Source organism: Sporomusaceae bacterium, from assembly GCA_031460455.1.
In the GTDB taxonomy this organism is placed as follows: Bacteria; Bacillota; Negativicutes; order Sporomusales; family UBA7701; genus Anaeroselena.
On sequence record JAVKTQ010000005.1, the window covers coordinates 148,443 to 174,410 of the forward strand.

27 protein-coding genes and 5 tRNA genes are annotated in these 25,968 nt (G+C 61.7%); 27 read left to right on the forward strand and 5 right to left on the reverse strand.

The window, feature by feature from the left end; all coding sequences use genetic code 11:
* Positions 1–119 precede the first annotated feature (119 nt).
* Positions 120–986, reverse strand: a complete 867-nt coding sequence (locus RIN56_10020; GenBank protein ID MDR7867149.1) for a hypothetical protein — start codon at positions 984–986, stop codon at positions 120–122.
* Positions 987–1,206: 220 nt separating this feature from the next.
* Here RIN56_10020 and RIN56_10025 point away from each other — a divergent pair.
* From RIN56_10025 to RIN56_10070, 10 genes are all read left to right on the forward strand, one after another.
* Positions 1,207–1,282, forward strand: a tRNA-His gene (locus RIN56_10025).
* Positions 1,283–1,296: 14 nt separating this feature from the next.
* Positions 1,297–1,372: transfer RNA gene (locus tag RIN56_10030), tRNA-Gln, on the forward strand.
* A 7-nt stretch (positions 1,373–1,379) separates the two neighbouring features.
* Positions 1,380–1,455, forward strand: a tRNA-Lys gene (locus RIN56_10035).
* An 18-nt stretch (positions 1,456–1,473) separates the two neighbouring features.
* Positions 1,474–1,558, forward strand: a tRNA-Leu gene (locus RIN56_10040).
* A 313-nt stretch (positions 1,559–1,871) separates the two neighbouring features.
* Positions 1,872–2,093: a hypothetical protein gene (locus RIN56_10045; GenBank protein ID MDR7867150.1), complete on the forward strand. Its 222-nt coding sequence runs from the start codon at positions 1,872–1,874 to the stop codon at positions 2,091–2,093.
* Between the two features lie 27 nt (positions 2,094–2,120).
* Positions 2,121–2,357 carry a hypothetical protein gene (locus RIN56_10050; GenBank protein MDR7867151.1) on the forward strand — a complete coding sequence of 79 codons (237 nt, stop codon included), beginning with the start codon at positions 2,121–2,123 and terminating at the stop codon, positions 2,355–2,357.
* A 216-nt stretch (positions 2,358–2,573) separates the two neighbouring features.
* Complete coding sequence (locus RIN56_10055) at positions 2,574–2,822, forward strand: hypothetical protein (GenBank protein ID MDR7867152.1); 249 nt, start codon at positions 2,574–2,576, stop codon at positions 2,820–2,822.
* A 64-nt stretch (positions 2,823–2,886) separates the two neighbouring features.
* Entirely contained in the window at positions 2,887–3,087 is a 201-nt protein-coding gene (locus tag RIN56_10060) for a hypothetical protein (GenBank protein ID MDR7867153.1), read from the forward strand.
* A gap of 46 nt (positions 3,088–3,133) precedes the next feature.
* Positions 3,134–3,403 (forward strand): hypothetical protein, encoded by a 270-nt coding sequence (locus tag RIN56_10065; GenBank protein MDR7867154.1) that lies wholly within the window; start codon positions 3,134–3,136, stop codon positions 3,401–3,403.
* Positions 3,404–3,463: 60 nt separating this feature from the next.
* On the forward strand, positions 3,464–4,660 hold the full coding sequence (locus tag RIN56_10070) for a radical SAM protein (GenBank protein MDR7867155.1): 1,197 nt from the start codon (positions 3,464–3,466) through the stop codon (positions 4,658–4,660).
* Positions 4,661–4,716: 56 nt separating this feature from the next.
* On the opposite strand, the gene RIN56_10075 is transcribed toward RIN56_10070, so the two are convergent.
* Positions 4,717–5,172, reverse strand: coding sequence for a DUF1259 domain-containing protein (locus RIN56_10075; GenBank protein ID MDR7867156.1), 456 nt, complete (start codon positions 5,170–5,172; stop codon positions 4,717–4,719).
* Positions 5,173–5,547: 375 nt separating this feature from the next.
* Here RIN56_10075 and RIN56_10080 point away from each other — a divergent pair, with 375 nt between their 5' ends.
* From RIN56_10080 to RIN56_10135, 12 genes are all read left to right on the forward strand, one after another.
* Positions 5,548–6,321 carry an IclR family transcriptional regulator gene (locus tag RIN56_10080; GenBank protein MDR7867157.1) on the forward strand — a complete coding sequence of 258 codons (774 nt, stop codon included), beginning with the start codon at positions 5,548–5,550 and terminating at the stop codon, positions 6,319–6,321.
* A 308-nt stretch (positions 6,322–6,629) separates the two neighbouring features.
* A complete protein-coding gene (locus RIN56_10085) occupies positions 6,630–8,009 on the forward strand; it encodes an FAD-linked oxidase C-terminal domain-containing protein (protein ID MDR7867158.1) in 1,380 nt (459 codons plus the stop codon).
* Between the two features lie 12 nt (positions 8,010–8,021).
* On the forward strand, positions 8,022–9,287 hold the full coding sequence (locus RIN56_10090) for a (Fe-S)-binding protein (GenBank protein MDR7867159.1): 1,266 nt from the start codon (positions 8,022–8,024) through the stop codon (positions 9,285–9,287).
* Positions 9,288–9,444: 157 nt separating this feature from the next.
* Complete coding sequence (gene larA, locus RIN56_10095; protein ID MDR7867160.1) at positions 9,445–10,698, forward strand: nickel-dependent lactate racemase; 1,254 nt, start codon at positions 9,445–9,447, stop codon at positions 10,696–10,698.
* 120 nt (positions 10,699–10,818) lie between these two features.
* Positions 10,819–12,222 carry a sodium:solute symporter family protein gene (locus RIN56_10100; GenBank protein MDR7867161.1) on the forward strand — a complete coding sequence of 468 codons (1,404 nt, stop codon included), beginning with the start codon at positions 10,819–10,821 and terminating at the stop codon, positions 12,220–12,222.
* 172 nt (positions 12,223–12,394) lie between these two features.
* Positions 12,395–13,459, forward strand: coding sequence for a butyrate kinase (buk, locus tag RIN56_10105; GenBank protein ID MDR7867162.1), 1,065 nt, complete (start codon positions 12,395–12,397; stop codon positions 13,457–13,459).
* A 171-nt stretch (positions 13,460–13,630) separates the two neighbouring features.
* Positions 13,631–14,542 (forward strand): bifunctional enoyl-CoA hydratase/phosphate acetyltransferase, encoded by a 912-nt coding sequence (locus RIN56_10110; protein MDR7867163.1) that lies wholly within the window; start codon positions 13,631–13,633, stop codon positions 14,540–14,542.
* Between the two features lie 4 nt (positions 14,543–14,546).
* A complete protein-coding gene (locus tag RIN56_10115) occupies positions 14,547–14,753 on the forward strand; it encodes a 4Fe-4S binding protein (GenBank protein ID MDR7867164.1) in 207 nt (68 codons plus the stop codon).
* 27 nt (positions 14,754–14,780) lie between these two features.
* Positions 14,781–15,842: a 3-methyl-2-oxobutanoate dehydrogenase subunit VorB gene (gene vorB, locus RIN56_10120; GenBank protein MDR7867165.1), complete on the forward strand. Its 1,062-nt coding sequence runs from the start codon at positions 14,781–14,783 to the stop codon at positions 15,840–15,842.
* A gap of 4 nt (positions 15,843–15,846) precedes the next feature.
* Positions 15,847–16,599 (forward strand): thiamine pyrophosphate-dependent enzyme, encoded by a 753-nt coding sequence (locus tag RIN56_10125; GenBank protein MDR7867166.1) that lies wholly within the window; start codon positions 15,847–15,849, stop codon positions 16,597–16,599.
* On the forward strand, positions 16,596–17,126 hold the full coding sequence (locus tag RIN56_10130; GenBank protein MDR7867167.1) for a 2-oxoacid:acceptor oxidoreductase family protein: 531 nt from the start codon (positions 16,596–16,598) through the stop codon (positions 17,124–17,126). The genes RIN56_10125 and RIN56_10130 overlap by 4 nt, the downstream gene beginning before the upstream one ends.
* Positions 17,123–17,803, forward strand: a complete 681-nt coding sequence (locus RIN56_10135; protein ID MDR7867168.1) for a hypothetical protein — start codon at positions 17,123–17,125, stop codon at positions 17,801–17,803. The genes RIN56_10130 and RIN56_10135 overlap by 4 nt, the downstream gene beginning before the upstream one ends.
* A 196-nt stretch (positions 17,804–17,999) precedes the next feature.
* On the opposite strand, the gene RIN56_10140 is transcribed toward RIN56_10135, so the two are convergent.
* From RIN56_10140 to RIN56_10150, 3 genes are all read right to left on the reverse strand, one after another.
* The gene (locus tag RIN56_10140; protein MDR7867169.1) at positions 18,000–18,341 is read right to left on the reverse strand and encodes a hypothetical protein; all 342 of its coding nucleotides are present in this window, start codon (positions 18,339–18,341) and stop codon (positions 18,000–18,002) included.
* Positions 18,342–18,501: 160 nt separating this feature from the next.
* Positions 18,502–18,891, reverse strand: a complete 390-nt coding sequence (locus tag RIN56_10145; protein MDR7867170.1) for a hypothetical protein — start codon at positions 18,889–18,891, stop codon at positions 18,502–18,504.
* 6 nt (positions 18,892–18,897) lie between these two features.
* Complete coding sequence (locus RIN56_10150; protein MDR7867171.1) at positions 18,898–20,133, reverse strand: radical SAM protein; 1,236 nt, start codon at positions 20,131–20,133, stop codon at positions 18,898–18,900.
* Between the two features lie 168 nt (positions 20,134–20,301).
* Between RIN56_10150 and RIN56_10155 the strand changes: the two genes are divergently transcribed.
* From RIN56_10155 to lonB, 5 genes are all read left to right on the forward strand, one after another.
* Positions 20,302–20,376: transfer RNA gene (locus RIN56_10155), tRNA-Gly, on the forward strand.
* A 250-nt stretch (positions 20,377–20,626) separates the two neighbouring features.
* Positions 20,627–21,916 carry a trigger factor gene (tig, locus tag RIN56_10160; protein MDR7867172.1) on the forward strand — a complete coding sequence of 430 codons (1,290 nt, stop codon included), beginning with the start codon at positions 20,627–20,629 and terminating at the stop codon, positions 21,914–21,916.
* 96 nt (positions 21,917–22,012) lie between these two features.
* Positions 22,013–22,612, forward strand: a complete 600-nt coding sequence (gene clpP, locus RIN56_10165) for an ATP-dependent Clp endopeptidase proteolytic subunit ClpP (GenBank protein MDR7867173.1) — start codon at positions 22,013–22,015, stop codon at positions 22,610–22,612.
* A gap of 13 nt (positions 22,613–22,625) precedes the next feature.
* Positions 22,626–23,888, forward strand: coding sequence for an ATP-dependent protease ATP-binding subunit ClpX (gene clpX / locus RIN56_10170; protein ID MDR7867174.1), 1,263 nt, complete (start codon positions 22,626–22,628; stop codon positions 23,886–23,888).
* A gap of 333 nt (positions 23,889–24,221) precedes the next feature.
* The gene (gene lonB, locus RIN56_10175; GenBank protein MDR7867175.1) at positions 24,222–25,907 is read left to right on the forward strand and encodes an ATP-dependent protease LonB; all 1,686 of its coding nucleotides are present in this window, start codon (positions 24,222–24,224) and stop codon (positions 25,905–25,907) included.
* Positions 25,908–25,968: the final 61 nt, after the last annotated feature.

The following is a 25,968-nucleotide window of genomic DNA, read 5'->3' on the forward strand; positions in this document are numbered from 1 at the left end:
GCGGCTCGTGCACTGATCGTAGCAGGCGGTATGCACCTGGCATAATGCGCTGACAGAGCCTCGAACACAGAACGTCAGGAACAACGCAGCAGATGGGTGCTTATCAACGGCCGAGAAGGTTAGTAGTATTCGATTTCCTGGGTGAATGTCTGGGCGGACGCCTGGCCGTTGGCGTCGCGGCGGGTCATGACGAGCCTGGTCCAGTTGCCCCGCTTGTCGTATTCGCCCTGGATGGAGAGGGTGACGGTGGTGGCGGGTTTGTCGGACTGGTAGAAGGCGTCGGTGAGCCGCCCCCTGAGATCGTAGCGGTATTCGAGCTTGTTCTGGCTTTCTGCGTTCGGCTGGCCGTCGGGCTGGGGAGAGTTTACGGTCAGGCGGCTCAGGATGCGGCCGCTTTTGTCGTAGGCGCGTTCGATGTTTATTGTGCCGCGCTTGGTAAGCCGCGACGATTCGCGGGCGACGAGGCCGGCGGGGCTGTATTCGTAGGCTGCTTCGTATAGGACGCCTTCGGCGTAGCGGACGGTTTTGGCGGTGACCAGGCCGTTGGCGTCCATCGTTCCGGCGCCCAGCTCGGCCATTTTGCCGCCGAGGGTCGGGACGAGGAGTTTGAAGGTGCGGCCGGCTGGGTCGTAGCGGACGAAGTAGACGACCTGCTTGTCGCCGGCGTTTTCGATCCGTTTGACGGGGCGGCCGGCTTCGTAGGCGATTTCTTCGTTGGTGAAGCCGGGGATGAATTGTTCGCGGCTCAGGGGCTTGCCGTCGTGGGCGAAAGAGGCGGACCAGTAAGATTCGCCACTTTTGACGGTGACTTTTTTGACCGGACCTTGAAGGGGGCCCTGAAGTTCGTCGCTGAGGAAGAGGTTGAAGATGCCGGCGGGGATGCGCTGGGGGGGGCGCTCGGCGGCGAGGGCGGCGCAGGGCAGGGCGGCGGTGAAGAGGGCCGCGAGCAGGATCGCCAGGATACGGGTGCGGAGCGGATTTTTCATCGGTGATTATCCTCCTGTGATATTTTTATGGCAAATATTTACATTCGAGTAAAAATTTACAAATCCTGCCAGTTGTGAAAATATTTCGTCGGAAAGTGAGCGAAATTTATTCCAAAAGTCCCCATTAATTCCATTTATTTTTAGCTGTCAACCTTATTGACATAAGGGTACCCCCATGATAGAATATATTCTGTCGCAGCAGGGGCTGCCGGCACTTATGGTGGCTGTGGTGAAGCGGTTAACACGGCGGATTGTGGATCCGTTATGCGAGGGTTCGAGCCCCTCCAGTCACCCCACTAAATCAATACACAGGGGCGTAGCCAAGTCGGTAAGGCAACGGACTTTGACTCCGTCATGCGTTGGTTCGAGTCCAGCCGCCCCTGCCACTAATGTGACCCACTAGCTCAGTCGGTAGAGCACCTGACTTTTAATCAGGGTGTCGATGGTTCGAGTCCATCGTGGGTCACCATTTTCTATGTTTGGACATGCGGGCGTGGCGGAACTGGCAGACGCGACGGACTTAGGATCCGTTGGGTAAAACCGTGGGGGTTCAAGTCCCTTCGCCCGCACCATATAGATGAGACCGAGGCTTCCGCCCGATAGGCGGAGGTCTTGTTTTTTTGCGCGGCGGGAAAATCCTTTGCGGCGGCCGATATAAGGCGCATGGGGGGCGGAGGGCGCAAGAGGCTGACGGCCGGCCAGAAAAGGGCGAGCGTGACGCCAAGACTGATAAATGACATAAGATGACAGTCGTAAAGCCTCCGGTTAAAAACGGAGGCTTTTTTTCGTAAATATTTTTGCTGTTGGTTATATTTATGGCAGGAGATAGGCAAGTTTTGTCGAAAGAGGAAGAAAAAGGATTGCGGCAAAGGGGGAGGAACGGATTTGACCGAGGCGAAGAAGCGCGCCGGCAAGAAGGCGGGCAAAGGCGAACCGGAAAAGAGTGTGGAGCAGCTTACGGATGAGAAGCTTACCAGGGTGTCGGGCGGGATAGTGAACCGACAGGACAGGCCTTGCCAGCCGGAGCAGTGCGCGCCGCCGCCGCCACCGCCGAAGCGCGAGCAGTGTGGGCCGGGGCCGGAGTGCGCGGTGGTGCGGGCCCGCTGAGGAGAACAATAACGGAGGAGCGGCAGGATGACGGGCAATAAGGACGGCTCCGGCAAGGAAGAGAAGACCAGGAACGTGGAGCAGCTGACGGATGAGAAGCTTACCGAGGTTTCGGGCGGGCACAGCCGCTGCGAGCCAGGGATGGTGCGATACGATTTTGAGCATGGCTATGTCTTGTCAAGTTTCGTCTGCGTGCCGTCGGCTAATGCTCCGCCGTGCGAGCCCTTGCGGAAGGGCGGCTGCGTGCCGGCGGCCTGGCGATAAGGCCCGGAGAGAGCGGGTGGAATTAACGCGCCGCAAGAGGATAATAGCGTTGCTTAATAAAACCTCCGGTTAATACTGGAGGATATCTTTTGCAAAAAAAATTACCGTAGGTTATATTTTTTGCAGGAGATAGGGAGGTTTTGTCGAAGAAGGAAGAAAAAGGATTTGTTAAGCGACGGGACGGGTGAAGAGGGAAAAAAGCGAGGAGTGAAGAGAATGGCTACAGACAAGAAGGGCGCCGACACAAAAGAGAAGGCCGGGAATGTCGAGAAGCTGACGGACGAGAAGCTGGACAAGGTGTCGGGCGGGAAGATCTGCCTGATCTGCCAGCCCCAGCATGAGAAGCGGACCGAGGGGAAGGTGGGCTGCAAGCCGTCGTGGCCGCCGCAGTGCGAGCCGCATAAGGCGGCGCCGGAGATTCACTGGTGCGGGCCGACCGGCGGGTGCCATCCCAAGCAGGACTAGGGAGCCCAGCGAGGTTGCTAGCATGAAACGGCCGCCAATAACGTGACGAGGGGATGGGGAACCGATGACCGGCGATAAGGGTCCCGGCAAGGAAGAGAAGGCCAAGAACGTTGAAAAGATGACCGACGAGCAGCTCGACAAGGTGTCGGGAGGCGCGGAGAAAAAGGGTGCCCCCGACAAAAATTGCTGGCCGGCGGTTATGTGCGACCCGTCTCGCTCGGCCTGCAAGCCGTTAACACCGCCCTGGTGTCCGCCGCGTGAATAGCCGGCGGCGAACGGCCGGCAACAATATGTGAAGGAGGAGAAAGAAAATGACCTGTAACAAGAAGGGCTCCTGTGGCGAAGAGAAGGGCAAGAGCGTGGAGAAGCTGACGGACGAGAGCCTGGACAAGGTGTCGGGCGGGAAAAACATCGGATGCCAGCCGTCCTGGTCGCCGTGCGAGCCGAAGGGGAAAGTGGGCTGCATGCCGACGGCGACGCCGTGCGAGCCGAAAGAGAAGGTGACCTGCGGGAAGTCGCAGGCGCTGCAGGGAAAAGCGGGAGCGGATTTCTGCGGGCCATTCCCGTCGCCGCAGGGGTAGGCCGACCTGACGCCCGGCCTGACGGCTGACGAAGGATTATTTAATGGCGGTGAACAGAGGATGAGGAAGACGGTAGCCCTCAGCAAGGATCTGCTGCTGGTGAAGGGCGCGCATAAGCATTGCATTTACGACTTGGCCGGCGGCAAGCTTTACCGGGTATCGGAGCAGGCCGGCGAGGTGGCCGTAAAGCACGCGCGCGGTCTGGCGCTGGACGCCGAGGAAGCGGCGGTGAGGGACGAGCTGGCGGAAGCCGGCATCCTCGGCCCGGCGGGACAGGGACCGGTGCGCAAGCGGACGGGGCCGGCGGTGAAACCGAGCTTCGCCTGGCTGGTGATAACCGACCGCTGCAACCTGCGGTGCCTGCACTGCTACGAGAACGCCAAGGCCGGCGAGGGCCGGGACATGAGCTTCGCCGACTTCGGGCGCGCGGTGGCCGAGGTGAAGGCGGCGGGGATAAAAAAGGTGCAGCTGATCGGCGGTGAGCCGATGGCGCATCCCGATTTCCGCCGGATGGCTGAGTACGCCGCCGGGCAGTTCAAGTTTTTCGAGGTGTTCACGAACGGCACGCTGATCGATAAGGCGTGGTGCGAGTTTTTCAAGGCCCACGGGATCAACGTGGCGGTGTCGGTGTATTCGTACGACGCGGCGGAGCACGATAAGGTGACGAAGGGCGCGGGCTCGCACGCGCGGACGGCGGCGGCGGTGGCGCTGCTGAAGGAGCACGGGGTGCCCTGCCGGACGGCCTGCATCCGCATGACGGGGATTTCGCTGGGCGAGAAGAACACCGATGCCTACAACCTCGACGAGGGGAGCGATGTCGTCCGCCTGACGGGGCGCGGCAATATCGGCCTGCTGGACGCGGAGCTGGTGAAGCGGCGGCTGACGACGAAGGAGATGTTCCGCTGGCCGCTCCAGAGGAAGACGGTGGAACGGGCGCTGGCCCGCCACAATTGCTTCGGCCGCGATGTGTGCATTTCGCCGGCGCTGGAGGTTTACCCGTGCGTGATGGAGCGGCGGATCAGCCACGGCAGCCTGCGGGATACGGGGCTGAAGGCGCTGCTGAAGCGGGATATCTGCGGGATGAACAAGGACAAGGTGGAGGGCTGCCGGGACTGCGAGTTCCGCTATGCCTGCCACGACTGCCGCCCGGATACGCTGGACGGCGGTTTGACCGCGAAGCCGTGGTACTGCACCTACGACCCGTACAGCGGGGAGTGGGAGGACGCGGACGCCGCGGTGAAGAGGATATTGGGGTAGGGGAAATTTTTAAAGCCCTCCGGCATTTGCCGGAGGGCTTCACGTTTGGGGGAGCGTTACCCGGGTTCTTCATCCGCGCGGCCGGCCAGCACGGTAAACGCGTTGGCCACCGCTTCGGCGAAGCCGATCGGGTCGCCGATGTTTTCGAAGTGGACGGATATCAGACGCGGCCGGTCGAACAGCCAGTGGGTCTGGATGGTGGCGACGAGGAGGCCGTCGGCCCGCAGGCTGTCGATGAAGGGGTTTACATCCCGCTGGCGCATCGGGACTTCGCCGGTGTTGAGGGTGTTGCCGTCGGTGTCGGGGGACTGGTATTCGAACATTGCCATGGCTTCGTAAGGGCGGCCGAGGATGGTCAGCGAGAGCTCGGGCCGCGCGCGCATGACGGTGCAGGAGTCGTCGGCGGAGTCAAGGACGTCGCCGCCGAGGATGCGGGCGAACTGCCGGCAGACGCTGGCGTTGTTGGCGATCTCGCCGGCGACGTAGGCGGGGACGGCGTTGTTTTTGGGCAAGTATATCATCTCCCGTAATGGTTTTCATTATATAGTATGGGAAATGGGGATGTTATGTGAACGCGGGAGCGGGAGAGCGGAGCAAAGGCCGTTCAGAAGCCACCAGATGCCAGGCACGACGAGGCTTGCGCCACCGTTTCCTCCGATGCGTTGTTTGCACAGGATCGGTTTAACAGCATCGCGCGTACTCGGTACGCAAGCAAGCAAACGCAGTCGTAAGAGCGCCACTCTTGGCGCGTTAGCGGTTAGAGGGGCGGCCTACTCCTTGCGGGTACAACGCAGATGGGGGCTTATCAACGGCCGGTACCGAGAGGTTGCTGCCGCGGATTGTTTATGCTACTCTTTAGGAAAAGGTCCGAACCTGGGAGGGACGATATGGCCGGCGACAACGAACTTATAAATTCCATTGACCGGGCGCTCGATATCCTGCTGCTGCTTCAGCAGGAGGGCAAGGAGATGGGGGTGACGCAGATCGGCTCGGCCCTCGGCATTTACAAGAGCACCGCCCATCGCACGCTGGCGACGCTGGAGGCCAAGGGCTTTGTGCAGCAGAACCCCGACAACGGCAAGTATTGGCTGGGCATCCGCCTGTATTCGCTGGGGATGCTGATCCGCGAGCGGCTGCCGCTGAAGAATATCGCTTATCCCTTCGCCAAGGAGCTGTCGGAGATGTTCGACGAGGTTGTGCATATCTCGATCCTCGATAAGAGCGCGCTGACGTATCCCAAGCATATCATCATCGACAAGATCCAGGGCCGGCAGCAGGTGCTCAGCCTGACGCCGCCGGTGGGTTCGAGCGCCGCCTGCCACAGCGCGGCGGTGGGCAAGTGCCTGATGGCGTTCAGCCCCCGCAGTTACCTGGAGCGGTTCGTGGGCAATCCGCTGCCGGCGTTCACCGAGAAGACGATCTGTTCGTGGGATAAGCTGCTGGCGGAGTTGGAGACGATCAGGCGGCGGGGTTACGCGGTCGACGACGAGGAACTGGAGCTCGGCCTGACGTGTGTCGCCGGGCCGATCCTGGACCGCCACGCCGGCATTATCGCGGCTCTGAGCTTGTCGGGCCCGACGACGAGGGTGCGGGCGCGGTTTGCGGAGATTGCGGCCGAGGTTATGAGGACGACAGGGGCGATTTCGTCCTCCCTCGGTTAACCCCGGTCATTGCTGATTAAAAAATTCGATAAAAAAGGCTTTTCGATGCGAAAGGCCGTTCAGAAACCCCCAGATGCTAGGCGGACCGAGCATGCGAACGGAGGCGTACTTAAGCTGTACGCCGAGTGAGCACGCGGAGGGCCAACAACGCAGATGGGGGTTTATCAACGGCCGCTATGAAAAAAACGACAGATTAGGGGAGGAATATTACATTATACATTGAACTAGGAAGGAAATATGCTCGTCAGGGATGGACAGTTTCGGTACGCTGTTCCATCTGGCGGAACAGAAGAGCGGAGGTCTAGGATATGGAGCAGGCGGTTGTCGCGGCGGTGAAGGGCATCGTCGGGGCGGAGCACGTTTTGGAGAAGTATGAGGACAGGTATTGTTACACTTACGACGCGTCGGCGGTGACAGCGGGCAAGGAGGGGATGCCGGCCCTGGTGGTTTATCCGGGCAGCGCCGCCGAGGTTTCCGCGCTGCTGAAGCTGGCGAACGAGCATAGGTTCCCCGTCATCCCGCGCGGGGCGGGGTCGAACGTGAGCGGCGGCAGCATTCCCTGCGCCGGGGCGCTGGTGATGGTGCTGACGCGGCTGAATAAGATCGTGGCCATCGACCGCAAGAATATGGTCGCCGAGGTGGAGGCGGGGGTTATAACCGCCGATTTCCAGACCGAGGTGGAGAAGCTCGGCCTTTTTTATCCGCCCGATCCGGCGAGCAAGGCGTTTTCGACGATGGGCGGCAATGTGGCGGAGTGCGCCGGCGGGCCGCGCGGCGCCAAGTACGGCGTGACGCGGGATTATGTCCTCGGCCTCGAGGTGGTGCTGCCGACAGGCGAGATCATCAAGACGGGGGCGCGGACGATGAAGTGCGTGGCCGGCTACGATCTTACCCGCCTTATGACCGGCTCCGAGGGGACGCTGGGGGTGGTGACGAAGGCGATCGTGAAGTTGCTGCCGCTGCCTGAGGCGAAGAAGACGATGCTGGCGATTTTCGACGATGTGGAAAAGGCGGCGGAGACGGTGGCCCAGGTGTTCATGGCCGGGGTGATCCCGACGACGCTGGAGCTGCTGGACAATATTTATATCCGCAATATTGAGGCGGCGGTGAATATCGGCCTGCCGGTGGAGGCGGAGGCGGTGCTGCTCATTGAGGTGGACGGCGACGCCGCGGTGCTGGACAAGCAGGTGGGGATCATCGCCCGCATCTGCCGCGAGCAGGGGGCTACCGAGGTGAAGGTGGCGAAGGACGCCAAGGAGGCCGACGAGCTGTGGGTGGCCCGCCGCTCGGCGTTCGCGGCCGTTTCCAGGGTGCGGCCGACGATTATCGGCGAGGACTGCACGGTACCCCGCGATAAGATTCCGGAGATGGTGCGGACCATCCGCGCGATCGCGGATAAGTACAATATCATCATCGCGGTGCTGGGCCACGCCGGCGACGGCAACCTGCACGCCACCATCCTGACTGACGAGCGGGATAAGGAGGAGATGGCGCGGGTGGAGAAGGCGGCGGAGGAGATTTTCGCCGCGACGCTGGCGGTGGACGGCACGCTGACCGGCGAGCACGGCATCGGCCTGGTGAAGAAGAAGTATCTGCCGCTGGAGCTGGGCGAGGGCGGCATGCTGGCGATGCGGGCCATCAAGAAGGCGCTCGACCCGAATAATATCCTCAACCCCGAGCTGGTTTAGGGGGTGGGGGCTATGCAGTGGAGCGAGCTGGAGAAGGAAGTAATAAGGTGCATCAAGTGCGGCGCGTGCCAGTCGGTGTGCCCGGTTTTCCGCGAGCTGAAGGCGGAGTCGACGGTGGCCCGCGGCAAGATAAATCTTATCAGGGCGGTCATCCGCGGCGATGTGGACGCGGCCGGCGCGGGCTTCGAGGAGCGGATGTCGTGGTGCCTGATGTGCAAGGCGTGCCAGGAGAGCTGCCCGAGCGGGGTGAAGCTCGACCAGCTTATGCTGGCGGCGCGCCGCAAGCTGGCCGAGGATAAGGGCCTGCCGCTTTTGAAAAGACTGATTTTCCGCCTCGGGCTGAAGAACCGCCGCCTGTTCGACCTGGGGATGAGCATGGGGTCGGTGTTCCAGGGGCTGGTGCTGCGGCCGGCGCCGGGGGGCAAGGGGATGCTGCCGAGGCTGCCGATGGGGCTGGATATGAGGCGGCTGGTGTCGCCGGTGGACGCGCGGCCCTTCCGGAGCCGCGTGCCCGCGGTGGTGGCGGTGGATAACCCGCGCAAGACGGTGGCGTTTTTCACCGGCTGTATGATCAATTACGTTTATCCCCAGATCGGCGAGGCGGTGGTCGAGGTCTTAAAACGCAACGGCGTCGCGGTGGTCATCCCCGCCGACCAGCATTGCTGCGGCACGCCGGTGTACGTGAACGGCGACGTGCCGACGGCGGTGGAGCTGGCGCGGGCGACGGTGGATACGCTGGCTGACCTTGAGGTGGATGCGGTGATAACGGCGTGCGGGTCGTGCGGGGCGGCGCTCCGTAAGGAGTACGCGGCGCTGCTGGCCGATGAGCCGGGGTATGCGGCGAAGGTCGCCGCTCTGGCGGCCAAGACGAAGGATTTCGCCGAGTTTTTGGCCGAGGTCGGCCTGACGGCGGAGATGCGGGGGCTGGCGGCGACGGCGACTTATCACGATTCGTGCCATCTGGCCCGTTCGCAGGGGGTGAGGCGGCAGCCGCGCCAGCTGATCGCCGGCGTGCCGGGGCTGACCTTCAAGGAGCTGAAGGCGCCCGCGCGCTGCTGCGGGGCGGCCGGCAGCTTCAGCCTCGCCCATTACGACCTGTCGCGCAGCATCAACGACCATAAGGTGGACGATATCGCGGCGAGCGGCGCGGACACGGTGGTGACAGGCTGCCCGATGTGCATGATGCATATCCGCGACGGCATGAATCAGCGGGGCGTGGCCGGCGAGGTGCTGCATACGGCCGAACTGCTGGCGCGGGCGTATAAGGACGAGAAATAAATCGATTTGTGCGAAGCGACCCAAAAGCTCCAGATGCAAGGCGGCTCCGAGGACGCGCCGCGACGCGTACTGACGTACGCTAGCAAGCGCCCGCAGGAACAACGCCGCAGATGGACTTTTGGGGAAGCTTCCCCTGAAAGAGAGGTAGGACTATAGTATGCAATATAGCGTCCATTACGGCAAACGCGACGAAGTTTTCGATATACCTGATTCTTACCGGGTGAATATTATCGGTTCCAACCCGACCCGGCCGGTGGCCGATATGAAGGCCGGGGTGCTGGCCGCGCTGGCCGCGCCGATCGGTTCGCCGCCCTTCCGGCAGGTGTTCGGGCGCGGCGACAAGGTGGTGATCGTCGTCAGCGACGTTACCCGCCTGTGGGTGCGGAGCGACGTGCTTGTGCCCATATTGCTCGACGAGCTGAATGCGGTCGGCGTGCCTGACGCCGATGTGGCGGTGGTGTTCGCGACCGGCGACCACCGCAGCCAGTCCGCGGAGGAGCACCGTCTGATCGTCGGCGATGAGGTGCTGCGGCGGGTGAAGGTTTATGACCACGACTGCCAGGCGGCCGACCTTGTCGATCTCGGCAGGAGCAGCCGGGGGACGGCGGTACTGCTCAACCGCATGGTGTACGAGGCGCCGAAGCTCATTCTGACCGGCGGCATATCTTACCACCTGCTGGCCGGCTTCGGCGGCGGCCGCAAGAGCGTAGCCCCGGGCGTGGCCGGGTACGCGACCATCCAGGAGAACCACGGGCTGGCTCTCAAGGCGGGGCCGGGCGAGATCGGCGGCGGCGTGATGGCCGGCAACCCGGTGGCCGAGGATATGGACGAGATCTGCGCGCTGGCGGCGCCGGATTTCCTGCTGAATGTGGTGGTGAACGAGAACAAGGATTTCATCGGCATCGTGGCCGGCCACTGGCGCGAGGCCCACGCCGCCGGCACGAAGGTCGTCGAGGAGGCGTTCGCCGTCCCTATCGGCGAGAAGGCGGATGTCGTTGTCGCCAGCTGCGGCGGGTACCCGAAGGATATCCAGCTTTATCAGTCGATCAAGGCGCTCGACAATGCCGACTACGCCGCGCGGGACGGCGGCGCCATCATCCTGGTGAGCGAGTGCTTCGACGGCCCCGGCCCGGAGGCTTTTCTGAGCTGGTTCCGGCACGAGACGTATGCCGCGATGAGTGCGGCGCTGCATGAAAATTTTACGATGCCCGGCTTCGTGGCTTTGCGGACGAAGCAGATCCTGGAAAGCAAGACTGTTTACCTGGTGAGCGGCCTGGACGCCGCGACGGCGGCCAGGGTGGGGATGAAGCCGGCGGCGTCGGTGGCCGATGCGCTGGCGGCGGTCCTGCCCGGCGGCGGCCTGGTCCATATAATGCCGCACGGCACGCTCACATTTCCGCAGCTCGAATAGGGGGCAAGAAGGGGGAGGGACAGACGTTTTTTTAGCAGCGGGGTATTAGACGGGGGCCGCCGGGCTGCGGGGCAAGACGCCGCCGACGGACGGCCGCAATAAAAAGGGAGGTTTGTGCAGGTGAACATCGCCCTCGGTATTGTTATTGTTTATATTTTAGTCCTGTACGCGGTGTCCTGGTATTCCACCAAGCTCAGCAAGGGCGGCGGCTATCTCGGGTATCTGCTCGCCGGCCGCGGCTTCGGCCCCGCGATCGTGGCGACGATGATCGCCGGCCTGGCGGTCGGCGGGGCGTCGACCATCGGTGTGGCCGAGGGAGCCTATAAGCAGGGTCTGGCCGCCGGCTGGTACAACGCCGCCTGGGCGGCGGGGGCCATCGCCGCCGGTTTCCTGGTGGCGGAAAAATTCCGCCAGTTCGAGACGACTTCGGTGCCTGAGATCCTCGAACGCCATTTCGATACCTCGGGAAGAGTCATCGGCGTTTTCGGCCAGATCATCATCCAGATGGTCATCACCTCGCTGCAGTACGTGGCCGGCGGGGCCATCCTGGCCGCGCTCATGCCGGGGATTTTCACCTTCAACAGCGGCATGATGGTCAGCGCGGTCGTGTTCATCGGCGTAACGCTGGTGGGCGGTTACTGGGCCGCCGGGCTCAGCAACATCATCAATGTCATCGTAATTTATCTGGGGATTGTCGCCGGCGCGGCCATGGTAGTGAGCAATGCCGGCGGTATCGGCAAGGTGGTTTCTTCGCTGCCGGCCGGCCATCCGGGCTTCGACCTGCTCGCCGGGCTGCCGATGGCGATCATCGTCGCCTGGTTCGTGGTCATGCTTACCCAGGCCCAGTCCATCCAGGCGGTTGCCCAGATCGCCTTCGCCGCCAAGGACGGCAAAAAGGCCAAGTGGGGCTTCATCCTCGGCGGCCTGATCATTCTCCCGGCCGGCTTCATCTGCGCGATATTCGGCATCGTGGCTGCGGCCAAGTTCCCCGGCATCACCCCGGCCATGGCTCTGCCCAAGACGCTGTTGGAGCTCAACCCGTGGGTGGCCGGACTGGCCCTCTCCGGCCTGTGGGCGGCCGACGTTTCCACCGCCGTCGGCCTGCTGCTGGGCAGCTCGACGCTGGTGGTCAACGACATCTACAAGCGGTTTATCAACCCCGATGTGCCGGAGAAACAGCAGATGCTGATTTCGCGGCTGACCGTGCTGGGCATCAGCGCCCTGACCTACTGGATGGCCACGTACGCGGTGGGGATCATTAAGACGCTGCTCATCGGCCTGACGCTCACGACTTCGTACACCGTCGTGCTGCTCGGTCTGCTGTTTACCCCCGGCCTGTGCAAGAAGGGCTCGGCCTTCTGGACGCTGCTGACCGGCATAATCTTCCTGGCCCTGTGGCAGTTCGTGCCGGCCATCCGCATCGTATCTCATCCCATCTACCTCGCCTGGCCGGTGGCGATTGTCACCTTTCTGGCCGTCTATTTCCTCGACCCGCGCCCGGCCAACGTGACGGGGGCTAAGTAGACCGCCGGCCGAGTTTTGTGACGGCAGACGGATAATAGTCTTGCAGCCGTGAAAAATATAAGGTAGAATCATAGTAGAAAAAAGTAGATAAGTGGGGCTGGGCCCCATTTATCTACTTGCGTATTTATGGAACACTGTTCCGTCTGTCGGAACAACTTAGGGGAGGTTTGCTGTGGAAAGGATTCTCGCCATCAACCCCGGAAACACTTCGACCAAACTGGCCGTGTTCGACGCTGAAAAGCCGCTGTTCAAGAAGACGGTCGAGCATCACGGCGAGGAGCTGAAGGGTTTCACCCGCATTTTCGACCAGGAGAACTACCGCCTGGAGCTCATCCTCAAGACGCTGGCGGAGGCGGGCATCGCGCTGAACAGCCTCAGCGCCGTGGTCGGCCGCGGCGGGCTGATGAAGCCTATGACCAGCGGTACATACGAAGTCAACGCGCAGATGGTCGACGACCTCGAACACCGTCCCCAGGGCGAGCACGCTTCCAATCTCGGCGCCGCGCTGGCGCTCGATCTGGCGAAGAAGCTGGGCATTCCGGCGTTCATCGTCGACCCGGTGTCGGTGGACGAGATGGAGGATGTGGCCCGCATCTCCGGCCTGCCCGAGCTGCCGCGCGTCAGCCTGGTTCACGCTCTCAACCATAAGGCGGTGGCCCGCAAGGTGTCCGCCGAGAAGGGCCGGCGCTACGAGGATCTTAACATAGTGTTGGCGCATCTGGGTTCGGGGATTTCCGTCGCCGCCCACCGCAAAGGCCGGATGATCGATGTCAGCAACGGCAAGGACGAGGGGGCTTTTTCCCCTGACCGTTGCGCTGGGCTGCCGTCGACGCTGCTGATGAAGCTGTGCTATTCCGGCAAGTATACCGCCAAGGAGCTGGCGGGACAAATGCTGGGCTCCGGCGGCATGTTCGCCTACCTCGGCACGCGCGATGTCCGCGAGGCGGAGAAGATGGCCGCCGAGGGCAACGCCCAGGCCGACCTGGTGCTGGACGCGATGGCTTACCAGGTGGCGAAGGAGATCGGCGCGCTGGCGACGGTGCTGGCGGGCGAGGTGGACTATATCGTGCTGACCGGCGGCATCGCGTATTCAAAGCGGATCACCGAGGCGGTGACGGCGCGCGTCAAGCATATCGCCCCGGTGGTGGTGTCTCCCGGCGAGGAGGAGATGGAGTCGCTGATGCTGGGGGCGCTGCGGGTGCTACGCGGCGAAGAAAAGGCTAAGGAATATAAGTAGATACGGGGCGGCTGTTTAGGGAGTCCATCTGCGGCGTTGCTCCTCGGCTGCCATCCTCAGCGTACGTTCGTGTACGCTTCCGGTGTCAGCCTCCGGTGCGCCTTGCATCTGGAGCTTCCTAAATCAGCCGGCACGATTCCTTTGGGGGAGAACGGTTTAGGGGGTAAGTTAGTGCTAAGGAATTTTCAAGAAGTTCTGGCTTGGGCCAAACGGCCGGGGCAGATAACGATCAGCGTGGCCGCGGCCCAGGACAAGGATGTGCTGCAGGCGGTGAAGCTGGCCCAGGATAACGGCCTGGCCCGTCCCCTGCTGGTCGGCGACGAGGCGGCCATCCGGCCGCTGCTGGCGGAGGTCGGTCTGCCGGCCGATACGCCGGTGGTGGACGAGAAGGATATGAACAAGGCGGCGCTGACGGCGGTGGCGCTGGTGAGCAAGGGCGAGGCCCAGGTGGTGATGAAAGGCCTCATCAACACCAGCGATTTTCTCAAGGCGGTGCTCCATCCCGAGGTGGGCCTGCGCACCGGGCGGCTGCTGAGCCACCTGGCGGTTTTCGAGGTGCCGGGCGAGCCCAAGCTGATTTTCCACTCCGACGGGGGGATGAATATCGCGCCGACCTTGGCGGAGAAGAAGGATATCCTGCTGAGCGCCATGCTGGCGCTGCAGGCTCTCGGTATCGAGCGGCCGAACGTGGCTGTGCTGACGGCCAACGAGCAGGTCAGCCCCAAGATGCCGGCGACGCTGGACGCCAAGGCGCTCGCCGATATGGCGGCCGCCGGCGAGCTGCCGCCGGGGGTCGTGGAGGGCCCGATCGCTTTCGATGTGGCGGTCAACCCCGAAGCGGCCAGGCACAAAGGTATCACCAGCCGGATTTCCGGCCAGGTCGACCTTTTCCTGATGCCGAATATCGAGACAGGGAACGCGCTGGGCAAGGCCACTTTATATTATGGCAAGGCGAAGATGGCCGGGATAGTGCTCGGCGCCAGGAACCCCATTGTGCTGACTTCCCGCGCCGAAACGGCGGAAGGCAAATTATATTCGATCGCTCTGGCCTGCCTGGCGGCGGGCGGGGCGGAAAGGCGGTGAGCAAATGGCGAAAGTCGTTGTGTTGAGCGAGTACTGCAAGAGCTGCGGCCTGTGCATCGGGGTGTGCCCCCGCAAGGTGCTGGCCATCGGCGACAAACCCAATTCGAAGGGCTATTACGTGGTGACGCCGGCCGACCCTGACAAGTGTATCGGCTGCGGGCTGTGCGGCACGGTGTGCCCCGATCTTGCCCTGGAGATCTACAAGGATTAGCAAGCAGCGGGAAAGGAGATGAAGCGAGTGTCCAAGGAACTTATGAAGGGGAACGAGGCCATCGGCGAAGCGGCGATCCGCGCCGGCTGCAAATTGTTTTTCGGTTATCCGATAACCCCTTCGACCGAGATTGTCGAGTATCTGTCGAAGCATCTTCCCAAGGCGGGCGGCACTGTCCTGCAGGGCGAAGATGAAGTCGCTTCGATCAATATGTGTTACGGCGCCGCGACGACGGGCGCGAGGGTTATGACGGCTTCCTCCAGCCCGGGGTTCAGCCTCAAGCAGGAGGGTATGTCGTATCTGGCCGCGGCCGAGCTGCCGGTGGTCGTGGTAAACGTCAACCGCACGGGTCCCGGCCTCGGCGGACTGGGTCCGTCCCAGTCGGATTATTTCCAGTGCACCAAGGGCGGCGGGCACGGCGGCTACCGCCAGATCGTGCTGGCGCCGTCGAAGGGCCAGGAGTTGTACGATTTCACGATGGAGGCGTTCGATCTCGCCGATAAGTACCGGACGCCGGTGGTCATCCTGTCCGACGGGTTCCTCGGCCAGATGATGGAACCGGTGGAACTGAAAAAACGGCCCAAGGCCGAGCTGCCGGCAAAGGACTGGGCGGTGGGCGGCTGCAAAGGCCGGGCCAAGCGCAAGGTGGCCAGCTATTCCCTTACTAACGAGATCGGCGAGGTCAACAACCTCCACTGGGAGGCCAAATTCGCCGAGATGAAGGATAGCCTGCAGCGCTGGGAATCCTTCCATGCCGAGGACGCCGAGTATCTGATCGTCGGCTACGGCACATGCGGCCGCATCGCCAAGAGTGTGGTGCTGAAGGCCCGCAAACAGGGCTTTAAGGTGGGGCTCATCCGCCCGATTACTCTCTGGCCGTTCCCGGAAGAGGCGTTTGCCAACCTGGACGGCGTGAAGGGCATCCTGACGGTGGAACTGAACTTCGGCCAGATGGTCGAGGACGTGAAGCTGGCGGTCGAGTGCCGCACGCCGGTGTATTTCCATAACCGCCTGGGCGGCATGCTGCCCAGCGAGAACGAAATTCTGCGCAAGCTTGGCCAGGTCTTCGACCTGGCGGTGGAGGTGTAACAGCGTGCAAAGAGTATTCGGCCGACCCAAAGGCCTTACCGAGCTGCCTTTCCATTACTGCCCGGGTTGCACCCACGGCGTCATCCACCGTCTGATCGGCGAGGTGCTGGAGGAGCTTGACATCATCGGCGATACCATCGGCGTCGCGCCGGTAGGCTGCGCCGGTTTTTCCCTCGATTTCTTCGCCTGCGATTTCGTGGGCGCCGCCCACGGCCGCGCTCAGGCGGTGGCCACCGGCATCAAGCGGGCCCTGCCCGATAAGGTCGTCTTCACCTACCAGGGAGACGGCGACATCGCCGCGATCGGCACCGCCCACGCCATCCACGTGGCGGCCCGCGGCGAGAAGATCACTTCGATCATGGTCAACAACGCGGTGTTCGGCATGACCGGCGGGCAGATGGCGCCGACGACGATCGGCGGCCAGATTACGACGACCAGCCCTTACGGCCGCGACTGCGCCCTGGTAGGCACACCAATCGATATGCCCAAGACGGTGGCGACCTTGAACGGCGCGGTGTATGTGGCCGCCTGTTCGGTCGATACGCCGAAGAATATCATCCAGACCAAGAAGTGCCTGAAGAAGGCCTTCCAGGTGCAGCAGGCCGGGCTGGGGTACGCGCTTGTCAGCATCCTGTCGACCTGCCCGACCAACTGGGGACTGTCGCCGGCCGACAGCCTGAAGTGGCTGCAGGAGAATATGCTGCCCGTGTACGAGATGGGCGAGCTTAAGGTGACCGAGGAGGTGAAGGCGCTATGATGGATAAAATTCTTCTGGCCGGTTTCGGCGGCCAGGGCGTCATGTTCATCGGCAAGATCCTCACCTACGCCGGCATGCTGGACGGCCGCGAGGTGTGCTGGATCCCTTCCTATGGCCCTGAAATGCGCGGCGGCACCGCCAACTGTTCGGTGCTGATTTCCGATGAGGAGATCCATTCCCCGGTCATCGAGTACGCCGATTTCGCCATCGTTTTGAACCAGCCGTCGTATGACAAGTTCCTGCCGCGCGTCAAACCGGGCGGGGTGTTGGTGGCGAACAGTTCGATCATTTCCACGGCCGAGAAGCGCGACGATATCGAGATTATCGCCGTGCCGGCCGGGGAGATGGCCAACGAGTTGGGCAACGTCAGCCTGGCGAATATGGTCTGCCTGGGGGCGCTGCTGCCCAAGCTGACGATGGTCGATCTGGCCAGCGTGGAGAAGGCTGTGAGCGCCGTTGTCGGCAAGAAGAAGCCCGAGCTTTACGAGCTTAATCTTGCGGCGGTGCGGAAGGGCCTCGGTCAATGAGGTCTGGGGATTTCCTCTGGCTGGCTGGCCTGGGCGTAATCGTCCTTGTTCTGGCGCTGCCCGACACCCGTCAGGCGTTCGTCGGCCTGAGCACCGCTTACCCTTATATGATGGGGTTCGCCAAGTTCGTCGTGTTGGCCACGATGGGCGAACTGCTGGCTTTGAGGATAACGGTCGGACAGTGGCGGCGGCCGGTCGGTCTGTGGATGCGGGCCGCGGTGTGGGGCGTGCTGGGGATGGCGATCACGCTGATGTTCCAGGTGTTCAGCACCGGAGTGGTCGCGGCGATCGCGAAGGGGATGCTGCCGGGCGGCTACAGCGCGACGGCTACTTTCGTGACCGCTTTCCTGATCAGCACGGTGATGAATCTGGCTTTCGCGCCGACCTTCATGGCTTTCCACCGCGTCACCGATACGTATATCGACCTGGCCGACGGCAAGCTGGCCAACCTGGCGAGGGTGGAGCTTAAAACGGTGATAGGCCGCATCGACTGGCACGGGTTCGTGAGCTTCGTGGTGGTAAGGACGCTGCCGCTGTTCTGGATTCCGGCCCATACGGTGACGTTTCTGCTGCCGCCCGAGTTCCGGGTGCTGATGGCGGCGTTCCTGTCGATCGCGCTGGGGGGGATATTGGCGTTTGCCAAGCGGAAACCCCAACAATTGAAGAGAGTAAAATAACAGGGGGCTGGCTAAAAAGTCCATCTGCGGCGTTGCTCCTCGAACACTTCCTCGGCGTACGACCGAGTACGCCTGCGTCGTGTTCTCCGGTGCGCCTTGCATCTGGAGCTTTTTATCTCAGCCCCGGCAATTCAGGGTAAACCGTTTGGGATGAAAAAGACCCCGACCGAGATTCCGGTCGGGGTTGCTTTTTGTATCAACGGCCGCTAAGTTTTTGGTGGAAAATATAAAGCGCGCCGGTTATTATGAACGGCAGGCCATAGATGAGGGCGATCTCCGGGTCGCCGTGAGCGAGGTGGTAGAGCATCATGGCGCCGCCACCGACGACAAGCAGCCGGCCGCCGACGGCCTCGGCCCGCCAGGCGGCGAAGTAGCCGGCGACGGCGATGAGCAGCAGGGGCAAAAAGATAAGCAGGTCTCCGTCGGGCGGGGCGCCGCGCATTAAGGCGGGGATGCCTTCGCCGGCGAAGAAGGACAGGAAGAAGGCGGTGGCCAGCGCGCCGAGAACTCTGGCCGACCACAGCAGGAAGAGACCCATGAACCGTCACCTCCGCACTATATATTTATTTTACCATGAGCGGGAAGATTCCGCCAAAGCGGTAGCGGCCGCGGCGAAGTGTAAACCGGCCGGCGAGAGGCGGACGGGGAAGAGCCGCACAATTGGTGTGCGGCTCTTTACACAGGGGACTATGGCGTATTTAACGGGGGAAACACATAGGAGCGCAGGGGGGGGAGCAGATCGGGTTGCAGCGCGGCTGGCAGCGGGGGTTGCAGCCGGTGACGGGGAAGCAGAAGCGCGGGTTGCAGCCTGGATTGCAGCGCGGGTTGCAGAAGCGGGGGTTGCAGAAACGGGGCCGGCATACGGGGAAACAGGTGGTGGGGTTGCAGAAGGGACGGCAGTTGGGGTTGCAGCCCGGCGGGGCGCAGACGGGGTTGCAGCGCGGCCGGCAGTTGGGGAAGCAGGGTGTGCCGGTGGGCGGGCAGCCGATGAGCTGCTGCCGGTCGTCATCGTATTCGCTCCAGTCGTCATCCCAGTCGGTCATTTCCGGGCTTTCCCATTTGGGACGATTGAGTTTTTCGTCAGCCATGTAGGTTCATTCCTCCCATTTTCCAGTGTAGGGATTATACGGGCAATCCACCGAGCAGGCCAACCAGCGCTTGGCGGAGTCCGACCCCTGGGCCAGCGGCCGGCAGTCGGTGCAGGCGTAACGGTATTCGCAGTCTTTGCATTTTTCGACTTTGTCCTTGGTGGTGTGCCAGCATTGCTGGAGACGCTGACCGTTAAGTACGTCGGCGAGGGGCGAGGCGAGTATATTGCCGCAGATTTCGCTGCGGGCGAAGATGCAGGGGATGACGTCGCCGCCGGCGGTGACGGCGATTTTGCCGGCGAGGCAGGTGTGGCAGCGCTGCGCTTTGGCGAAGCTGTCGGGGTCGGTGTAGAAGGGCGGCCGGATGGGTGTTTTGGCGTAGGCTGCGGGGAGGAGGTCCTTGTCGTCGCCGCGCCCGGTGGGGCGGACGACGTCGGGAGGAGTGACTTCGACGCCGAGTTTGGCGCACAGGTCCATGATGTTTTTGGCTTCGTTTTCGTTGGCTTTCATGATTATGGAGGCGATGCGCAGGGGCACTTTGGCGGCGAGGATTTTGTCGATGGCGGCCGTCGTTTTTGCGAAGCTGCCGGGGTTCAGGGTGACGCGGTCGTGGACGGCGGCGCTGTCGGCGTAGATGGTTGTGGCGATGTTGACGCCGTGCTGTTTGCAGAAGGCGACGCAGTCGTCGTCGATGAGGGTGGCATTTGTGAAGATTTCGATGAAGTCGAAGTTTTCGGCGCGGGCTTTTTTTACAAGCTCCCGCCAGCGGGGGTAGAGGAGGGGCTCGCCGCCGATGAACTGGATGGCGGCGGCGCCGGCGGCGCGGGCTTCGGCGATGAGGGAAAGCCACCGCGAATGGGGCACGGCGTCGCTGTCGGCGCAGGGTCCGCTGGTGGCGTAGCAGTGGAGGCATCTGTTGTTGCAGTTGGAGGTGAGCTCGAGCCACAGGAAGTTGAGTTTGGGTGGTTCGGCGGCCGGGGGCGCTGTACTGACGGCGGCCGGTTTGTCGAGGTAGAACGACCCCAGGCCCATTTCGACGAGGCGGTGGAGAAAGTCGACAAAGGCTTTGTCTTCGGGGGCGTGTATGTCCAGGACGTCCTCCAGGGGGCTTTGCTGGCAGGCGAGGAGGAGCTGAAGGGCACCCTGGTTGATCGACAGGACTTTGCCTGTTTGCAGGTTGTAGACGGCGCCGCGGCGGGCGCCGGCGACCAGCCGGCAGTATTCCTGTAGCCGGTAGAACAACAGAATTCCCCCTTTTGCGCGTTTGGTACATAATATGCTACCGGTTTTCTCTTGGTGCCTATAGGAGGTGGGGGGAGAGGCGGGCGGCTAAAAGGGATAATTTTCTCGCGGCGGTTATGTTGACAGGCGGGAAAAAATCCGCTATAATAACCCTTGTTCCCGACACATGCGGAAGTAGCTCAGTGGTAGAGCATCGCCTTGCCAAGGCGAGGGTCGCGAGTTCGAATCTCGTTTTCCGCTCCACGAGGAAACCCCCGGATTTTACATCCGGGGGTTTTCGGCTATTGATTTTCGCTGCGGCCGGCTGTGAACGGCGGTATCGGCTTAGGCCGAGCCGAAGAGCCCGGAGGGGCGCTTATCAACGGCTGTAATTACTTGATTTTTAGGCAATTATTATGTTATCATATAATTCATGGCATATTTGGCGGAATAAATCGCACCGCTGGTAATACTAAGCCTGAATCATAATTAAATAAGGAGGCAACACGAATCTATGAAGGTTTCTGCAGAAAAGATCGACGCCCATAAGATGGTCCTGGAGCTTGAGGTGCCGCAGTCCGAGGTGGCGAAGGCGGTTGATAAGGCTTATCATAAATTGGCCGCTAAGGTTAATATTCCCGGTTTCCGCAAGGGCAAGGCGCCCCGTAAGGTTCTGGAGATGCGCCTGGGCAAGACGGCGCTCCTGGACGAGGCGTTCGAGCTGCTGGCGACGCCGGCTTATATGAAGGCTCTTGAGGAGCAGGATATCGAGCCGGTGACCCGCCCGGAAATCGAGGTTGTCACGTTCGAGGAAGATAAGCCGCTGGTGTTCAAGGCGACGTTTGTCGTCAAACCGGTTATCGAGCTTGGCGAGTATAAAGGTCTCAAGGTGGAGAAGCCGGCGGTGACGGTCGACCCGGCGGAAGTTGATAAGCAGATCGAGAATCTCCGCATGCGCCATGCCAAGATGGTGGTTGCCGAGGGAGCCGCCCTGGCGCAGGGCGATTTTGCGATTATCGATTTCGAGGGCTTCATCGACGGAGTGCCGTTCAAGGGCGGCGAGGGCAAGGGTTACCCGCTGGAAATCGGCTCCGGCAGTTTCATCCCCGGATTCGAGGATCAGCTCCTGGGCGCCAAGGCCGGCGAGGAACGCGTTGTGAAGGTGGATTTCCCGGCCGAGTACATGGCGCCTGAGCTGGCCGGCAAGTCGGCCGAGTTCACGGTGAAGGTCAACGATGTCAAGCGCCGGGAGATACCTGCCGTGGACGCCGAATTCGTCAAGGAAGTCAGCGACTTTGACAGTGTAGAGGAATTAAAGGCCGATATAGAGAATAATTTAAAAAAGGCGGCTGAGAACAAGGCCGACCGCGAGTACCGCGGCAATGTCATCAAGGCGGCGGTCAACAATTGCACCGTCGATCTCCCCGAAGAGGTAATCGAGAACGAGATCGACAGCATGCTGCGGGAGATGGATGTCAACCTCCAGAACCGCGGGATGAGTCTGGCTAAGTATATGGAGGCTACGAAGACGGATTTCGCCATGCTGCGCGCCAATTACCGCGAGCCGGCGGTGGAAAGCGTCAAGACCGATCTTATGCTTGAGGCGATCGCCAAAGCCGAGAATATCGAGATCACTGGCGAGGATATGGAAAAAGAGGTGGCCGCGATGGCTGCCAGCTATCAGGCGCCGGTGGATGAAGTGCGCAAGATTATTTTCGCCGAGGGCCGCATGGAAGCCCTGAGGAGAACGGTTTTCCGCAAGAAGGCCGCCCAGGTGATCATCGACAGTGCGGCGGCGGAATAATAGCAAACAATCCGCTAAGATAATATTATAGATATTGAATGTATCTGACGATAAATATTATAGGTTGAAAAATACCGGTACCGAGGTGTATAATTAATGAACTTCGTTCCCATAGTTGTCGAGCAGTCCAACCGCGGCGAGCGCGCCTACGATATTTACTCCCGTCTTCTCAAGGACAGGATTATCTTTATCGGCGGGCCGATCGACGATTCGGTAGCAAATGTTATCATCGCTCAGTTGCTTTTCCTGGAGTCTGAAGACCCTGACAAGGATATCCACCTGTATATCAACAGTCCCGGCGGCGTGGTTACCGCCGGCCTGGCGATCTATGACACGATGCAGCATGTCAAGCCCGATGTGTCGACGATCTGCATTGGCCAGGCGGCGAGCATGGGTTCGCTGCTGCTGGCGGCCGGGGCGCCGGGCAAGCGTTTCGCCCTGCCGTTCTCGCGTATCATGATCCACCAGCCTCATGGCGGCGCTCAGGGCCAGGCTACCGATATCGAGATTCACGCCCGGGAGATTCTGCGGATGCGGGAGATCGGCAACGAGATTCTCGTGCGCCACACCGGGCAGTCGCTGGAGAAAATTCAGCGCGATATGGAAAGGGATTTCTTCATGTCGAGCGAGGAGGCCAAGGAGTACGGCATCATTGACGCCGTTATGACCCAGCGCCGCAAGGAAATTCCCAAGTAATGAGGTGAAAAAGATGCTTAAGTTTGGTGATGACAGGGGACAATTAAAGTGCTCGTTCTGCGGCAAGCTGCAGGAACAGGTCAAGAAACTCGTCGCCGGCCCCGGGGTGTATATCTGCGACGAGTGTATCGAGCTGTGCAACGAGATCATAGAAGAAGAACTGAGCGAGGACGTCGAACTTGAGCTTCGCGATATCCCCAAGCCCAAGGATATCAAGGATATTCTCGACCAGTACGTCATCGGCCAGGACGACGCCAAGAAGACGCTGGCGGTGGCTGTTTACAACCACTATAAGCGGATCAATCTCGGCTCGAAGCTGGAAGATGTCGAGCTGCAGAAGTCTAATATCGTGATGCTCGGCCCGACTGGCAGCGGCAAGACGCTGCTGGCCCAGACGCTGGCCAAGATTCTTAATGTGCCGTTTGCGATCGCCGACGCCACTTCACTGACCGAGGCGGGCTATGTGGGCGAGGATGTGGAGAATATCCTCCTCAAGCTCATCCAGGCCGCCGATTACGATGTGGAGAAGGCGGAGAAGGGGATCGTGTATATCGACGAGATCGACAAGATCGCCCGCAAGTCGGAGAATCCGTCGATCACCCGCGATGTGTCGGGCGAGGGCGTGCAGCAGGCGCTGCTGAAGATCCTCGAGGGCACGGTGGCGAGCGTGCCGCCTCAGGGCGGGCGCAAGCATCCCCACCAGGAGTTTATCCAGATCGACACGACGAATATCCTGTTCATCTGCGGCGGGGCGTTCGACGGCGTGGATAAGATCATCAGCTCGCGCACCGGCAAGAAGCAGCTTGGTTTCGGCGCCGATATCAAGACGCGCGAGGAGAAGAAGGTGGGCGAGATTCTGCGGCAGATTCTCCCGGAGGATCTGCTGAAGTTCGGGCTTATTCCCGAGTTCGTCGGCCGCCTGCCGGTGATCGTGACTCTGGACGCCCTGGACGAGGAGGCGCTTGTGCGTATCCTGGTCGAGCCGAAGAACGCGCTGGTGAAGCAGTACCAGAAGTTCCTCGATCTCGACAACGTGCAGCTGGAGTTCAAGGAGGAGGCCCTGCGCTCGATCGCCCACGAGGCGCTGAAGCGCAAGACAGGGGCCCGCGGCCTGCGCTCGATCATCGAGGGCATCATGCGCAATGTGATGTACGAGGTGCCGTCGCGCGGCGACGTGGCCAAGTGCATCGTGACCGGCGAGGTGGTGCTGAGCAAGGAAGAGCCCATCCTGGTGACGATAGACCGCAAGGCGAAGAAGAAGGAAGAATCGGCTTAACCGTCAAGACAGCCGGGGGAGAAATCCCCCGGTTTTTTGTTTTTCCGTCGTCTGTCATGTCCGTTTTTGCCGGGATAAAATAGACGCCGTTGCCTATACTAAGAGTACGAAAACATACAAAGCAAAAGGCCGTTCAGAAGCCTCCAGATGCAAGGCGCACAGAGGACGCGCCGCGACGACGGCCCCGGATGGGCCTAGTGCCGGACGCGCCATGGATGGCGCGAGCGTCCGGCCGCGTACTCGGCCGTACGCTAGCAAGCGCCCGCAGGTGCAACGCCGCAGATGGGGGCTTATCAACGGCCGGGAACCCAAGGGGAAGGAGGTTCGGAGTGTATGGACTACGCCGTCAACATCATCACCGTGATTCAGTTTTTCTTCGCCGTCGTTATCGGCATGTACTTCTGGAATCTCCTCCGCTCCCAGCAGGGCAACAGGGTCGCCGTGGAGCGGGAATCCAAGAAGGAGATGGAGAAGCTGCAGCGGCTGCGGGAGATTTCCCTGACCGAGCCGCTGGCGGAGAAGACCCGCCCGGCCAGCTTCGGGGAGATCGTCGGCCAGGCGGAGGGGCTCAAGGCGCTCCGCGCGGCGCTGTGCGGACCGAATCCCCAGCATGTGATCATGTACGGGCCGCCCGGCGTCGGCAAGACGGCGGCCGCCAGGCTGGTGCTGGAGGAGGCCAAGCGTAACTCGCTGTCGCCTTTTGGCGCGGCCGCCAAGTTCATCGAGATGGATGCGACGACGGCCCGCTTCGACGAGCGCGGCATCGCCGACCCGCTGATCGGCACGGTGCACGACCCGATCTACCAGGGGGCGGGACCGCTCGGCATCGCCGGCATTCCCCAGCCCAAGCCCGGGGCGGTGACCAAGGCTCACGGCGGCCTGCTGTTCATCGACGAGATCGGCGAATTGCACCATATCCAGATGAACAAGCTGCTGAAGGTGCTGGAAGACCGCAAGGTGTTTCTGGAGAGTTCGTACTATAGCACCGAGGATACCAACATACCGTCCCATATCCATGATATTTTCCAGAACGGCCTGCCGGCCGATTTCCGCCTCATCGGCGCGACCACCCGCATGCCTCAGGATATCCCGCCGGCAATAAGGTCGCGGTGTGTGGAGATTTTCTTCCGGCCGCTGCTGGCTGACGAGGTTTCCCTGATCGCCCGCAACGCCGTCCGCAAGGTCGAGCTATCCATCGAAGACGGGGCGGTGGAGGTCATCAAGCGCTATGCGAACAACGGCCGCGAGGCGGTCAATATCGTGCAGATCGTGGCTGGCGTGGCCCTCAATGACGGCAAGAAGAATATCACCGCCGGCGATGTGGAGTGGGTGGTGAATTTCGGCCAGTATAACCCGCAGCCGGAGCGGAAGATCGGCGCCAAGCCCCAGGTGGGGTTCGCTAACGGCCTGGCGGTGTACGGCGCGAATGTCGGCACGCTGATGGAGATCGAGGTTTCGGCGGTGCCGAACCCGCTGGGCAGCGGCAAGCTGACGGTGACGGGGGTGGTGGACGAGGAGGAGATCGGCGTGCCCGGCCGGACGATGCGCCGCAAGAGCATGGCCAAGGGGTCGCTGGATAATGTACTTACCGTTTTGTGGAGCCGGTTCGGCATTGATTACCACAAGTACGACATCCACGTCAATTTTCCCGGCGGCGGGCCGGTGGACGGCCCTTCGGCCGGGGTGACGGCGGCCACGGCCATTTATTCGGCGGTGAACAATATCCCCATCGATAACACGGTGGCGATGACGGGCGAGATTTCTATCCGCGGCCTCGTGAAGCCGGTGGGCGGGGTGAGCGCCAAGATCGCGGCCGCCAAGCAGGCGGGGGCGCGGCGGGTGATCATCCCGAAGGAGAACTGGCAGGAGCTTTATAAGACGATCGGGGTGGAGGTGGTGGCGGCGGAGACGATCGACGAGGTGTTCAAAAGCGCGCTGGTTAAGGTGGGCGATCTTTGCCGGCTGGAGGTGCTGACGCCGAAGCACGATTATCTTACCGCCGCGGGGATAAAGATGTAGGGATAGGGGAGCCGATGGCAACATCGGCTCTTTTTGAATTATATCGCGCAGCAGCGACAGT